General features: G+C 46.6%; 14 protein-coding genes. 11 read left to right on the forward strand and 3 right to left on the reverse strand.

All coding sequences use genetic code 11. The annotated features are described in order from the left end of the window. The first annotated feature begins 5 nt into the window (after positions 1-5). From Q0612_RS00105 to Q0612_RS11875, 7 genes are all read left to right on the forward strand, one after another. Positions 6-1,250, forward strand: a complete 1,245-nt coding sequence (locus Q0612_RS00105; RefSeq protein ID WP_021721118.1) for an adenosylhomocysteinase — start codon at positions 6-8, stop codon at positions 1,248-1,250. Between the two features lie 2 nt (positions 1,251-1,252). Then, positions 1,253-1,930 carry a class II aldolase/adducin family protein gene (locus Q0612_RS00110; RefSeq protein ID WP_298879170.1) on the forward strand — a complete coding sequence of 226 codons (678 nt, stop codon included), beginning with the start codon at positions 1,253-1,255 and terminating at the stop codon, positions 1,928-1,930. Positions 1,931-2,006: 76 nt separating this feature from the next. Next, a complete protein-coding gene (locus Q0612_RS00115; protein ID WP_298879173.1) occupies positions 2,007-3,287 on the forward strand; it encodes an amidohydrolase in 1,281 nt (426 codons plus the stop codon). Between the two features lie 31 nt (positions 3,288-3,318). Then, positions 3,319-4,161 (forward strand): sulfide/dihydroorotate dehydrogenase-like FAD/NAD-binding protein, encoded by an 843-nt coding sequence (locus tag Q0612_RS00120; protein ID WP_298879176.1) that lies wholly within the window; start codon positions 3,319-3,321, stop codon positions 4,159-4,161. Continuing rightward, the gene (gene gltA / locus Q0612_RS00125; protein ID WP_298879179.1) at positions 4,146-5,534 is read left to right on the forward strand and encodes an NADPH-dependent glutamate synthase; all 1,389 of its coding nucleotides are present in this window, start codon (positions 4,146-4,148) and stop codon (positions 5,532-5,534) included. Before Q0612_RS00120 ends, gltA begins: the two co-directional genes overlap by 16 nt. 343 nt (positions 5,535-5,877) lie before the next feature. Beyond that, on the forward strand, positions 5,878-6,144 hold the full coding sequence (locus Q0612_RS00130) for a hypothetical protein (protein WP_298879183.1): 267 nt from the start codon (positions 5,878-5,880) through the stop codon (positions 6,142-6,144). Between the two features lie 166 nt (positions 6,145-6,310). Then, complete coding sequence (locus Q0612_RS11875) at positions 6,311-6,388, forward strand: putative holin-like toxin (protein ID WP_366939773.1); 78 nt, start codon at positions 6,311-6,313, stop codon at positions 6,386-6,388. A 225-nt stretch (positions 6,389-6,613) separates the two neighbouring features. Here Q0612_RS11875 and Q0612_RS00135 read toward each other — a convergent pair whose 3' ends face one another. Beyond that, on the reverse strand, positions 6,614-6,889 hold the full coding sequence (locus Q0612_RS00135) for a hypothetical protein (protein ID WP_298879186.1): 276 nt from the start codon (positions 6,887-6,889) through the stop codon (positions 6,614-6,616). Positions 6,890-7,064: 175 nt separating this feature from the next. Here Q0612_RS00135 and Q0612_RS00140 point away from each other — a divergent pair, with 175 nt between their 5' ends. From Q0612_RS00140 to Q0612_RS00155, 4 genes are all read left to right on the forward strand, one after another. Then, positions 7,065-7,814, forward strand: coding sequence for a hypothetical protein (locus tag Q0612_RS00140; RefSeq protein WP_298879189.1), 750 nt, complete (start codon positions 7,065-7,067; stop codon positions 7,812-7,814). 249 nt (positions 7,815-8,063) lie between these two features. Further along, a complete protein-coding gene (locus Q0612_RS00145) occupies positions 8,064-9,179 on the forward strand; it encodes an Ldh family oxidoreductase (protein ID WP_298879191.1) in 1,116 nt (371 codons plus the stop codon). A gap of 229 nt (positions 9,180-9,408) precedes the next feature. Then, entirely contained in the window at positions 9,409-9,621 is a 213-nt protein-coding gene (locus Q0612_RS00150; RefSeq protein ID WP_210684449.1) for a helix-turn-helix domain-containing protein, read from the forward strand. A gap of 4 nt (positions 9,622-9,625) precedes the next feature. Beyond that, complete coding sequence (locus tag Q0612_RS00155) at positions 9,626-10,909, forward strand: HipA domain-containing protein (RefSeq protein WP_298879198.1); 1,284 nt, start codon at positions 9,626-9,628, stop codon at positions 10,907-10,909. Positions 10,910-11,050: 141 nt separating this feature from the next. On the opposite strand, the gene Q0612_RS00160 is transcribed toward Q0612_RS00155, so the two are convergent. Both Q0612_RS00160 and fic read right to left on the reverse strand, forming a co-directional pair. Continuing rightward, positions 11,051-12,334, reverse strand: coding sequence for a Na+/H+ antiporter NhaC family protein (locus tag Q0612_RS00160; protein WP_298879200.1), 1,284 nt, complete (start codon positions 12,332-12,334; stop codon positions 11,051-11,053). A gap of 151 nt (positions 12,335-12,485) precedes the next feature. Beyond that, positions 12,486-13,091 carry a protein adenylyltransferase Fic gene (gene fic / locus Q0612_RS00165; protein WP_298879202.1) on the reverse strand — a complete coding sequence of 202 codons (606 nt, stop codon included), beginning with the start codon at positions 13,089-13,091 and terminating at the stop codon, positions 12,486-12,488. Positions 13,092-13,142: the final 51 nt, after the last annotated feature.

Genomic DNA, 13,142 nt, shown 5'->3' on the forward strand with positions numbered 1-13,142 from the left:
AATCTATGCAAAGCATTATTAAAGACATCAAATTGGCACCGTTAGGTCATCAACGTATCGCGTGGGCAAAGGAATATATGCCCCTGCTGAACCATCTGAACGATGAATACAGCAAAACTAAACCCTTCCAGGGCATCAACATGGTTGTAACCATTCACCTGGAAGCAAAAACCGCTTATCTGGCACTCGTGCTGAAGAACGCAGGCGCTAATGTTGTTGTTACCGGCAGCAACCCGCTTTCCACTCAGGACGAAATTGCCGCAGCACTGGTTGACAGCGGCGTAACTGTTTTCGCAACCCACGGCTGCACCAACGAAGAATATGATATGTATCTGCGCGAAGCTTTAAAGAGCGAACCGCAGCTGATTATTGATGACGGCGGCGATTTGGTTAATATGCTGCACGGCGAACGTCGTGACCTGATTCCTAACCTGATGGGCGGCAGCGAGGAAACCACCACTGGCGTACATCGTCTGAAGGCTCTGGCTGCAGCAGGTCATCTGGCATTCCCGATGATTGCCGTTAATGATGCTTACTGCAAGTATCTGTTTGATAACCGTTACGGTACCGGCCAATCCTCCTGGGATGGCATCATGCGTACCACCAACATGTCCGTAGCAGGCAGAACTGTTGTTGTTGCAGGCTATGGCTGGTGCGGTAAGGGCGTTGCAATGCGTGCCAAGGGCCTGGGCGCTAACGTTATCGTTACCGAGGTTGATCCGATTAAGGGTATCGAAGCAGTATTTGACGGCTTCCGCGTTATGCCGATGCAGGAGGCTGCAAAACACGGCGATATCTTTGTAACCGTAACTGGCTGCAAGGACGTAATCACCAAACCTCATATGGAGGTTATGAAGAACGGCGCTGTTATGTGCAACGCAGGTCACTTCGACGTAGAAATCAACAAACATCATCTGGAGGAGCTTTCCGTAGTTGCTCCGTATGAAGTACGCAAAAATATCATGACCTACACTATGGCTGACGGACGTAAGCTGAACCTGCTGGGCGAAGGCCGTCTGGTTAACCTGGCTTGCGGCGACGGCCATCCGATTGAAATCATGGACCTGTCCTTCGCTATGCAGTTCCTGGCTATGAAATATCTGCTCGACCATAAGGGAGCAATGGAAAACAAACTGTATGTACTGCCGGAAGAACTGAACACCGAAATCGCTGCTCTGAAGCTGCAGGCTATGGGCGCAGGCATCGACACCCTGAGCGATGAGCAGAAGGCATATCTGGCTGCCGAATAATCATGGAAACGCAGTTATTTGCTAAAGAAAGTGCATGTGCCGCCATTGTGGAAACAGGCCATGCGCTGATTGAAAAAAAGCTCGTCGCAGGCTCCTGGGGCAATATCAGCTGCCGCATTGACGCGCAGAATATTGCTATCACACCCTCCGGCCACGGTTATGAAACGCTGACTCCTGAGGACGTTGTCATCATCAACCGTGATGGCGAAGTTGTTGAAGGTAAGTACATTCCTTCTTCCGAACTGAAGGTGCACACCGCTATTTACAACGCTTATCCTGAGGCTGGTGCCGTAATCCATACGCACAGCATTTATGCCAGTGCACTTGCGGCTATGCATCAGGGAGTGCCGGCGATTATCGAGGATATCGTGCAGATTATCGGCGGCAGGGTGGAGTGCGCTGAGTACGCTCTTTGCGGTACGCAGGAGCTGGCGGAGAACACCGTGCGTGCGCTGAACGGCAAAAAGGCTGTGCTGCTGGCCAACCATGGCGCTGTCTGCTGGGGCAAAAACATGGCGGAGGCACTGCTTGCTGCCGAAATTCTGGAAAAGGCGGCGCAGATTGCCGTAATCTGTGCAGGCACCGGTAACAAGGTGTACGAGCTGAGCTGTGAGGACGTGGACGTGATGCATGATTTTTATGAAAAGCATTACTCCAAACGTCAGCAGGGCGAGGAGTAGAAACAATAATATCACTGTCATCCGCCTCTCTTAACAGGGAGGCAGGATTTAATTTATACCAAGGAAGTGAAATCTTTTGGCTAAGCTACTGATTAAAAATATCGAGCTTCTGCATACTCCGAACGGTGAAATGCAGAACATCGCCGTTGAAGATAATAAGATTGTTTATGTAGGCAAGGACGTGCCTGCAGACTTTGCTGCCGACGAAATTGTGGACGGCAAGGGCAAGCTGGCTACTGCCGGCATGGTCAACACCCATGGCCACGTTTCTATGACGCTGCTGCGCAGCTATGCCGACGATATGGCGCTCATGGATTGGCTGCAAAACAAAATCTGGCCGATTGAAGACAAGATGGACGCTAACGACATCTACTGGGGTGCTATGCTGGGCATTGTAGAAATGCTGAAGGGCGGTACTACCTGCTTTGCCGACATGTACGCCTTCATGGAGGACGTTGCGCGTGCCTGCGCCGAAACCGGTATCCGCGCTAACCTCAGCCGCGGCCTGATCGGCGTAGCGCCGGACAAGGACGTAAAGATGGCAGAAAACACTGTGCTGGCGAAGAACTGGCAGGGCTATGACAACGGCCGTATCCGCATCACCTACGGTCCGCACGCTCCTTATACCTGTCCTGTTGATTATCTGGAAAAGGTTATTGCCGAGGCTGCTGCCAACAAGGCAGAAATCCAGATGCATCTGTGCGAAACTAAATTTGAGGTTGATACCGTTGTTAAAGAGCATGGCATGACACCGATTCAGCTGATGGATAAGCTGGGCATGTTTGAGCTGGGTACCATTGCTGCACACTGTGTACATCTGACAGACGAGGATATGGACATCATGGCTGCCAAGCACGTGCGTGTAGCTCACAACCCGCAGAGCAACCTGAAGCTGGCAAGCGGTATCGCACCGGTAGCGGCAATGCTGAACAAGGGCATTTGCGTTGGCCTGGGCACGGACGGCGCATCCAGCAACAACAATCTGGATATGTTGGAGGAATGCCGTGCTGCCGCAATGCTGCATAAGGCAACCACCTTTGATCCCCTCGTTGTTCCTGCTAAAAAGGCGTGGGAGATGGCAACCGTTGACGGTGCCAAGACTTTGGGCTTTGCTGATACCGGACTTTTGGAAGCAGGTCAGCAGGCAGATATCGTACTGTGGGATATGCACAAGCCTTACTGGTATCCGCGTCACAATAAGCTGTCCCAGCTGGTTTATGCAGCAAGCAGCACCGATGCCGACACTGTTTTCGTAGCAGGCAAAAAGGTTGTGGAAGCTGGCAAGCTGCTGACCTTTGACGAAGAAAAGATTTACGCGGAAGCTGAGGCTTGCACCAGAAAGCTTTTGAATAAATAGCAATTAGCAGCAAAAGGAGAAAAGCAAGAAAATGGCTAAAATCATTACCAAAGCAAATTTAGCACCTGCTGTTTACGAGTTCGTCGTAGACGCGCCGCTGGTGGCACACAAATGCCATCCGGGACAGTTTGTTATCATCCGCACTGACGAATACAGCGAACGTATTCCTCTGACTATTGCGGATTTTGACCGTGAAAAAGGCTATATCACCTTAATCGTGCAGGCGGTGGGCAACACTACTAAGCATCTGTGCGACACCTTTAACGAGGGTGATGATATTCTCGACGTAGTTGGTCCTTTGGGACATCCTTCCGAGATGGGCAAGTTCGGTACTGTTGTAGTAGTAGGCGGCGGTATCGGCGTTGCGCCTGTTTATCCCATCGCGCGTGCATATCACGAGCTGGGCAACAAGGTTATCTCCATCATCGGTGCGCGCGACAAGGATCTGGTAATCTGGCAGGATAAAATGGCAGCTATCAGCGACGAGCTGATTTTGACCACCGATAACGGCAGTGCAGGCCGCAAGGGCTTTGTAACTGACCCGCTGCGTGAAATGCTGGAGGCAGGCGAGAAGCTTGACCTGGTATTGGCCATCGGTCCTGTTATCATGATGAAAAACGTGGCAGCGACCACCAAACCCTTCGGCGTTAAAACTACAGCCAGCCTCAACACCATCATGGTAGACGGCACCGGCATGTGCGGCGGCTGCCGTGTAATGGTTGGCGGCGAGAACAAATTTGCTTGTGTAGACGGACCGGAGTTTGATGCTCACGAGGTAGATTTTGCGAACCTGGTAATGCGTCAGCAGATGTACAAGGACCAGGAAGCACTGGAATATAGCTGTGGAGGTCATTGCAAATGCGTGGAGGAATGAGAAATGCTATGCCGGAACAGCCGGCTGATGTGCGTAACAAAAACTTTCAGGAGGTAGCACTTGGCTACACTAAGGAAATGGCGGTAGACGAGGCACAGCGCTGCCTGAACTGCCCTAAACCGCGTTGTGTAGGCAGCTGCCCGGTTAATATTGATATTCCTAAGTTTATTCATGAGGTGGCACAGGAAAACTTTGCCGAGGCCTATAAAATCCTTAAGCAAAAGAGTACCCTGCCTGCTGTCTGCGGACGTGTCTGCCCGCAGGAAAACCAGTGCGAGGGCAAGTGCGTGCTGGGCATCAAGGGCGAGCCTGTAGCTATCGGCCGCCTGGAGCGCTTTGTTGCCGACTATGCGCGTGAGCATGGCCTGGATAACGATGTAGAAGCTCCGGCAGAACGCAAGGGCAAGAAGGTTGCCGTAGTAGGCAGCGGCCCTAGCGGCCTGACCTGCGCAGGCGATTTGGCAAAAATGGGCTATGATGTAACCATGTACGAAGCGCTGCACGCTGCAGGCGGTGTGCTGATGTACGGTATTCCGCAGTTCCGTCTGCCTAAGGAAATCGTACAGCATGAAATCTCCGCATTGAAAAAGCTGGGCGTAAAAATTGTAGTTGACGCTGTTATCGGCCGCACCTTCACCATCAAAGAGCTGATGGAGGAGGAAGGCTTCAGCGCTGTTTATGTTGGTACCGGCGCCGGTCTGCCGCACTTTATGCAGATTGACGGCGAAAACCTCAACGGCGTATATTCCGCCAACGAATTTTTGACGCGTGTAAATCTGATGAAGGCTTACGAATTCCCGAACTACGCTACACCTGTATATGTTGGCAAGAAGGCTGCTATCGTTGGCGCAGGCAACGTAGCAATGGACGCAGCGCGTACCGCGAAGCGCCTTGGCGCGGAGCAGGTATATATCGTGTACCGTCGCAGCGAGGAGGAAATGCCCGCACGTAAGGAAGAAATCGGCCACGCTAAGGAGGAAGGCATTGAGCTGCGCCTGCTGAACAATCCGGTTGCAATCTTGGGTGATGAAAAGGGCTGGGTTAACGGCCTGAAGTGCATCAAGATGGAGCTTGGCGAAGCAGATGCCAGCGGCCGTCGCTCTCCTGTAGCTATCGCAGGCAGCGAGTATGTGCTCGACGTTGACATGGTAGTTATGGCTATCGGCCAAGGTCCGAATCCGCTGATTAAGCAGACTACCCCTGAGTTGGAGGTTAACAAGCGCGGTAACATTGTTGCCGACGAGGCAGGTGCTACCTCTATTCCGGGCGTGTTCGCCGGCGGCGATATCGTAACCGGTGCTGCAACCGTAATCAGTGCTATGGGCGCAGGCAAGAAGGCTGCAGCTGCTATTGACGAGTACCTGAGCAAGTAAGGGGAAAGCTGGCGCTGTTGCATAATTTAATATAAGATAAGCGTAAAATCCTATTGCAGATGTTCTGAGTTAGTCTGCAATAGGATTTTTTATTTATATGCATGGTTGTAGCTTTGAAAATAATTTGAACGACTGTAAAAAATTCTTCCACTCAACTCATACAATCTTGTCTCACATTAAATCACTCGAAAAACTGAGCTTTTCATTATAAACAATGAAACATTCAAAAGAATAAAAATGCAGATTCTTTACAAAACGATTTCTATGAAAAAACATTTGCTTTTAACGCAATAAAATAATATAATGTAGCTAACTTCACCATAAGAACAAAGGAGTGTAGCAAATGGGATGGTTTAGTTCAATCAAAAATCCTGAAACAGATTATGATTCTATTATTACAACAACCGGCGACTTAAAAGAAGAATATTCTATCATGGGAATCATTTTTTCGGATGGTTCTTTAGGAGACAGTACGCAAGACTGGGAAGTTGAACTCATTAAACTAAAAAACAAGGCTTTAGCAATGAAAGGTCATGCTATAATTTACGTCAAAGCAATTAGCGACGGGAAATATAGTAGATTAATGGGTACAGTAGTACAATTCATTTAATATAAAAGAGGCTGGGATAGAATCTGGTATCTTTGTTTTTAAATATGCTTAAAATAAAAAACACACCTTTAGAGGTGTATTTTAAAAATATCAATATTATGTTATAATATATTTTGAGGCAACTGGTAGTCGGTTTTCCTACTCCCTAGCGAGTGGGGGTGATGTTATGACTGTTTTCGAAGCGTTATCTCTGATGATTGCTTTCGCAACTCTGGTCGTGCTGATCCTTACGTATCGTAAGTAATTACGGCATGAAAAAAACCGCCTAGCGGTAAGACGGTTTCTTTCTAACTTTTAAACAATGAGGAGAACCGGCTTTCCACAACCAGTTGTCTCTTTATGTTTATTATACGTTTTATCTTGTTTTTTGTCAAACATGGATGTTTTGCAGGGGGGGGATTTTACTTTGGTTTAATGGCAACCTTAATCCCAAAAATAAAACACATACCCTAAGAAACCTGCTAATATTTTAGGCAATTTGCTTACTCTCCTTTGCCATTTCCCACATAAGAAAAAGATTATCCGCTGCGAAGCTTTTAATCCAATAAAGCTCGTCCTCACTAAAGCCAAAAGCCTTGATAAACTTTTTGTCAGGCATAATAATTTCAGCGAAATCAAAACCATTATTATTGTTGGGACGTTCAAATCTTACGCAAATATATTCCTTGTATTCTTCATCTATAATGTCGCTGGTAGTGACTGTAATGCCGTTGAACATGCAGTAGTAATGCTTGTTGGTACACATAGGCGCACAACTCCTTTCAATGAGCTTATTTAATTATATTATAGCGTAGCAGGGGTGAATAGTAAATAGAAGAATATCTCCCCATCACCTCCACACTTAATTCACAATAGTTTTATATTTTCTTTTAGTAACCTATGCTATAATATGCTTAGAAAGTGTAAATGAGGTGATTATCATGCGTAAAGTTACAGCCTTACTATTAGCTACCTTAGTGCTTGTAGGCGCCAACACAGCTCTTGCTGATAAAACCATAACCTTAGACAAGGATACTAAGCTGGTGCCGCAGGGCTGGACGGTAGCCGACGATATCAAGTTCAAGAAGAATACTGTTGTAAAGCTCAACGATGACGGTCAGGTAATCGAAGGCGTGCTGGCAAGCGCCACCTATCTGCGTCCTGCCGGATGGAAGAGCCTGGCGAGCAACTATTATTATGTGGAGCGGAGTGCGCCGTTCTTCCCGCCGCGCTTCTTTTACCATCCGTACCGCCCGGGGCTGGTGATTCCTGCCGACGGTCATGTGCGCTACATGGGCAATAAGTCCGTGACCTTTGCCAAAGATGGCACTGTGCTCAGCGGTGTGATTGATAATGACGTTATCCTGCAGCTGAGCGATAATGGCTATGGCTTTGTGCGCTTTAAAAATGACAATCTGCTGACCTTTGATGCAGATGGCAGGGTTATAACCGGTACACTGGCGGAGGCAACGAAGCTGCGTCCGCTTGGCTGGCAGCACAACCTGCAGGATGAAAGCGCTGGCTTTGTAGAGTTCAAGAGCGGTACAGGCATCTCCTTTGATGCGACTGGCCTTGTGACCAACGGCTCGCTTAGCAAGAAAACCCTGTGGCAGAATGCTGACGGCAGCACGAAGGAGCTGGAGGCCAAGGCACCGGTTGCTTTTACTGCGGACGGAGCAGAGCAGGGCTAAGCTGATAATTTCAAAACGTAAATACCGTACAGGCTTCGGTGACAATGGCGCTGAGGTCTGCACGGTATTTTTTTACAGGTGAGTATGCCTAAGGAAAAAATAGATTTTTTGACATCAGCGTTTGTAACAGGTGCTAAGTGTAGCCGTAAAAGCAATACTGTACAATTATGGAGTAATGAGGTATACTATATGTAGTGCGAAAGCAATATTATTATGAATTGAAAAAATTTTCTTCAAGGAGGAAACAGCATGGAAGAAACAAGACCCTTTGTAAGCTGGGACTTAGTCCACGATTTTATGGTAGACGTATTTGTTAAATACGGTGTTCCCGAAGAGGATGCCCGCATTTGTACAGACGTTCTGCTGGAAAGCGACAGACGCGGTATTGAAAGCCACGGCTGCAACCGCTTCAAGCCTATTTACCTGGATCGTATTAAAAACGGCACCCTGCTGCCGAAAACCGAAATTGAAATTGTCAAGGATACTCCTTGTACTGTAGTTATGGATGCTCATAACGGCATGGGCATGGTTGCTTCCCATAAGATGATGGAAATGCTGATTGAAAAGGCTTCCAAGTACGGTATGGCCGGCGGCACCATTTTTAATTCTACTCACTACGGCATTGCAGGCTACTGGACCACTATGGCTGAAAAGGCAGGCATGATCGGTATTTCTGGTACCAACGCAAGACCTTCCGTAGCTCCTACCTTCGGCGTTGAGCCGATGATGGGCACCAACCCGCTGACCTTTACTATGCCTACCGATGAGGCATTCCCATTCAACTTTGACTGCGCAACCAGTATCATCCAAAACGGTAAAATTGAGTTCTATGCTAGACAGGGCAAGGATACTCCGGCAGGTCTGGTAGTTTCTAAGGACGGCGGCACTATGACCGAATCCGCTACCATCCTGAAGGAAATGCGTGCAGGCAACGTTGCTCTGCTGCCGTTGGGTGGTCTGGGCGAAGAAACCGGTGGCTACAAGGGCTACGGCTTCACTACTATCGTAGAGATTCTGTCCTCCGCACTGGCAGGCGGTCCTTTCATGAAGGCGCTGTCCGGCAAGGATGAAAACGGCAACAATGCTATGTATCATCTGGGCCACTTCTTCTTCGTTATCAACCCTGCATTCTTCATGGGCGTTGACACCTTCAAGAAAACTGCCGGCGATATCTGCCGCGGTCTGCGCAATTCCACCAAGGCTCCCGGTCAGAAACGCATCTATACTGCCGGCGAGAAGGAATACATGGCTTGGCTGGATAGAAAAGACAAGGGTGTACCGGTTGGCGAATCCATCCAGAAGGAATTCATTCAGCTTAGAGATGAGCTGGGCCTGACTAAGTACAAATTCCCGTTTGAAAAATAATAAGCTATAACAAAAGCCTGGGCGTTTGCTCAGGCTTTTTACGTTTGGGGAGATGTTGTTAAAGAGGAATAAGCATATTATTATTTTATTGACAAAGCCGTACGGCTTGATTTATACTTTTAAGTAAGAAAATAGCCGTACGGCTTGATTTTGAAAGTTATGGTTGTTTTATAGCCGTACGGCTTGTTTTAAGTGCTAATAATAAAGCGAGTATTGCTTTGGAGGATTTATGAAAATATTAGATGTTATTTCTTTAGGCAGTGCGATAAAAGAGCGTCGTAAAGAGCTTAATTATACTCAAAAATTTTTATCAGAGGTTACCGGACTAAGCAGCAGCTTTATCTCTGATTTAGAGCATGGTAAGGAAACTACGGAAATCGGCAAAGTTCTTTTTTTAATCAATACTTTAGGCTTAAACTTTATTCTTGAAAAGAGAGGTTAAGTAAATGATTGATTTGATAGTGGAGATAGAAATTTCTGGGCTAAATTGCGTTGTTGGCAAGATAATCGGAAACGATTATAATGATGCACGTTTTAGCTATACTGTTGATTATTTGCAAATGGAAGGTAGCAGACCGATTTCCTTAAGCTTGCCTTTGCAGACAGAAGCGTTTAGTGTTCATGCTACGAGAAAATTTTTTGAGGGTTTACTTCCCGAAGGATTTATCCGCAAATGTGTTGCTAAAGAAGTTCATGCTGATACAAATGATTATTTGAATATTTTAGCTGTACTCGGCAACGAATGTTTGGGAGCAATTCGGATTGTTGATAATGAAGCAGCTATCCCTGTAACTTCATATAAATTACTGCAGGATGCAGAGATAAAGGCTTTAGCGCAAGAGGGAGCAACGGAATCTGTTCAGCTTATTACAAAATCCCATCTGTCTTTAACAGGAGCTTCCGGAAAAGTTGGTTTATATTATGAACCTGAAAGTAAAAAATGGTTTTTTCCGGAAGGAAATGCACCAAGCACTCATATAGTAAAGCAGAGCCATATAAGATTAAAAAAGATAGTTGCTAATGAGCAGCTGTGTATGTTGACAGCTAAAAATTTAGGTATAGAAATACCGGAAAGCTTTATTGTTAATGTTGGCAGCGATAATAAGGAAGATATTTTATTCGCAACCAGGCGTTATGACAGAAAATTTGATGAGGACTCAGCTGTTTTAAATGGACTAAGAGTACCTTATAGGCTTCATCAGGAAGATTTTGCGCAAGCATTAGGAATTGCTGCCAGTGATAAGTATGAGAAAAGTGGAGCTGCTTATTTAAAGAGGTCTATGAATATTTTGCGTTCTTTTTCATCAGACCCTATTACAGATCAATTGAAGTTGTGGGATATATGTATTTTTGATTATTTAGCAGGAAATACCGACAATCATATAAAAAACTTGTCGCTGCTTTATAGCAAGAATTTAAAATCTATCCGCCTTGCTCCTGCTTATGATATTGTCAGTACTATGGTTTATGATAGCAGTACCGAAGATATGGCTATGAGTATCGGCGGGATATATAACATTAACGATATTGACAGAAAAGCATTTGAACGTGAAGCTCTTAATGTTGGCTTAGGCAAGAATATGGCACTTAAGCACTTTGATAAAATGGTGGCAGGATTTTGCGACGCAATAGATAAAGCAAGCTTTACTCTGATGTCACAGGGTTTTGAATACGTTGATGTAATAAAACAGGAAATCCTGCAAAAGGGCGGTATTAGAAGCTATTTATAGTTTGACTAGAACAGCTATAACAAAAGCCTGGGCGTTTGCTCAGGCTTTTTACGTTGGCGTTATGTTGTTATTAAAGCATGAAAAAAGCCGTACGGCTTTTTTTTTACTATTACAGTAAATTTATAGCCGTACGGCTTGTTTTTAGTCTTTATTCTTGATGAAGATGAAGATCAGTCCGCTGATACCCATCAGCAGCGGATAGAAGCAGTAGGGGATGATGGCGAAGGGGGTAAGTCCCGTGAGGCTTGCCGCAGCCAAAAGCTGTGCGCCGTAGGGGATAAGTCCCTGGCCCATGGAGCTGAACATATCCAGCAGAGAGGCGCTGCGGCGAGGCGTTACGTCGAACTCCTCGCTGATATCTTTGGCAATCGGGCCTGCCATAACAATCGCAACAGTGTTGTTCGCAGTGCAGACATCAACAAGCAGAGCGAGAGCGGCAATACCCAGCTCACCGCCTTTGGTGCTGCTGATACGGCTCTTAATGAAGTTCAGCACGAAATCAATACCGCCGTATTCCTTAATCAGGGTAATGATGCAGGCCACGATTATAGAAATAACGGTGATGTCATACATAGACATAATGCCGTTGCCAACGTGGGTAAACATTTTGGTAGCAGTAAACATGCCTGTTCCGAGGCCTACCAGCATACTGAGCACAGTACCGATAATAAGAATCACGAAAACGTTGACACCGCTTACAGCACCGATTAATACGAATAGATAGGGGAGAACCTTAATCAGACTGTAATCAAGATTGCCGTTAACCTGATATTCGTTGGTGTTGCCCAAGAAGTAGAACAGACCAAGAGTGATGATTGCTGCCGGCAGGACGATTTTGAAGTTTTCGCGGAACTTGTCGCGCATATCACAGCCCTGTGTTTTAACAGCAGCAATGGTGGTATCGGAAATAATAGAAAGGTTGTCACCGAACATTGCACCGCAGACTACGGCACCGGCGCAGATAGCCATCGGGAAGCCGGTTTTGTCGCTGATGCCTGCAGCAATCGGAGCAAGTGCGGTAATAGTGCCTACGGAAGTACCCATAGAAATGGAAATAAAGCAGCCGATAGCGAAAAGGCCTGCTACCGCCATGTTGCCCGGCAGAATGGAAAGGCCGAGGTTGACAGTGCTTTCTACACCGCCGGCAGCGCGGACAGCGCCGGAAAAGGCACCTGCGGCAAGGAAGATGAGGCACATGGTAAGAATGTTTTCGTCACCTACGCCGGTAGAAGCAAGGCGCAGCTTCTGTACAAAGCTGAGATTTTTGTTTTGCAGGAAGGCTATGATTAAAGCAATTAAAAAGCCTACAATCGCAGGCATGCTGTAAAAATCCCCGGTAATCAGGCCTGAGCCTATAAAGAACAGCAGAAAGACTGCGATAGGCAGCAGTGCGATGGCACGCCCCTTGGAATGGTTGTTGGTCATAAACAGAATCTCCTTTTATATAATTTTCAGCTTTTTCTATTATATCAATTAAATTTTTAGTATGCAAGGAAGATTGATGAAGGATTAGTAAAAGAATAACAAAAAAACCTCAGCTGCATTGCTGCAACTGAGGCGATTGGCAGACAAGTGCTTACAAATCCTTCGTTTTGAATTCTTCGTAGCCCTCATACATATAGCTTGCATCAATACCCTTCATATAAACCTCGCGGTCATCAATATGCTCGGTCAGGGCGTTCTTTAAGAGAAATTTGATTTCCAGGTCCTTGATCGGGCTACGCTCCATAGCGGACAGATAATCTTCCTTATTAACCTTGCTCCAATCAATAACCAGCTGCAGCTCTTTCTTCAAAATAAGATCAAGCCAGATGCGCGTACTGCGGCCGTTGCCCTCACGAAAGGGGTGGGCGACATTCATTTCAACATATTTTTCGATGATTTCGTTGAAAGTGCTTTGCGGCATACGTTCAATTTGCTTCAACGCATCGAGCAGATACATTGCCGGGACAAAGCGAAAGCCGCCTTTGGCGATGTTTACGGAACGGACCTTGCCTGCAAAATCGTAAATATCCATAAAAAGCTGCTTATGAATCGTCTGCAGCGTTTTGAAGGTGCCGGCCTCCAGCTTGTCCAGCATACCGCTTTCGAAAAGCTCTAACGCACGCTTTTTGCTTAAGCGCTCCTCCTGAGTTGCCAGCTCGGCAGAGCTGGTTATGCCTAATTTATTTTCCAAAGTCATAGTAATCTCCATGCCGCGCGGGGCTCGGCACAAATAGGAATGAAACAGAAC

Origin of the sequence: uncultured Phascolarctobacterium sp. (assembly GCF_937920985.1) — a bacterium.
In the GTDB taxonomy this organism is placed as follows: domain Bacteria; phylum Bacillota; class Negativicutes; order Acidaminococcales; family Acidaminococcaceae; genus Phascolarctobacterium_A.

What these genes read in the sequence shown, in the direction of transcription:
- Q0612_RS00160 (WP_298879200.1), bottom strand. Translation starts at nt 12,334, where the DNA reads ATGACCAACAACCATTCCAAGGGGCGTGCCATCGCACTGCTGCCTATC.
- Q0612_RS00155 (WP_298879198.1), top strand. Translation starts at nt 9,626, where the DNA reads ATGATTGATTTGATAGTGGAGATAGAAATTTCTGGGCTAAATTGCGTT.
- Q0612_RS00130 (WP_298879183.1), top strand. Translation starts at nt 5,878, where the DNA reads ATGGGATGGTTTAGTTCAATCAAAAATCCTGAAACAGATTATGATTCT.
- Q0612_RS00145 (WP_298879191.1), top strand. Translation starts at nt 8,064, where the DNA reads ATGGAAGAAACAAGACCCTTTGTAAGCTGGGACTTAGTCCACGATTTT.
- Q0612_RS00135 (WP_298879186.1), bottom strand. Translation starts at nt 6,889, where the DNA reads ATGTGTACCAACAAGCATTACTACTGCATGTTCAACGGCATTACAGTC.
- Q0612_RS00150 (WP_210684449.1), top strand. Translation starts at nt 9,409, where the DNA reads ATGAAAATATTAGATGTTATTTCTTTAGGCAGTGCGATAAAAGAGCGT.
- Q0612_RS00120 (WP_298879176.1), top strand. Translation starts at nt 3,319, where the DNA reads ATGGCTAAAATCATTACCAAAGCAAATTTAGCACCTGCTGTTTACGAG.
- Q0612_RS11875 (WP_366939773.1), top strand. Translation starts at nt 6,311, where the DNA reads ATGACTGTTTTCGAAGCGTTATCTCTGATGATTGCTTTCGCAACTCTG.
- fic (WP_298879202.1), bottom strand. Translation starts at nt 13,091, where the DNA reads ATGACTTTGGAAAATAAATTAGGCATAACCAGCTCTGCCGAGCTGGCA.
- gltA (WP_298879179.1), top strand. Translation starts at nt 4,146, where the DNA reads ATGCGTGGAGGAATGAGAAATGCTATGCCGGAACAGCCGGCTGATGTG.
- Q0612_RS00110 (WP_298879170.1), top strand. Translation starts at nt 1,253, where the DNA reads ATGGAAACGCAGTTATTTGCTAAAGAAAGTGCATGTGCCGCCATTGTG.
- Q0612_RS00140 (WP_298879189.1), top strand. Translation starts at nt 7,065, where the DNA reads ATGCGTAAAGTTACAGCCTTACTATTAGCTACCTTAGTGCTTGTAGGC.
- Q0612_RS00105 (WP_021721118.1), top strand. Translation starts at nt 6, where the DNA reads ATGCAAAGCATTATTAAAGACATCAAATTGGCACCGTTAGGTCATCAA.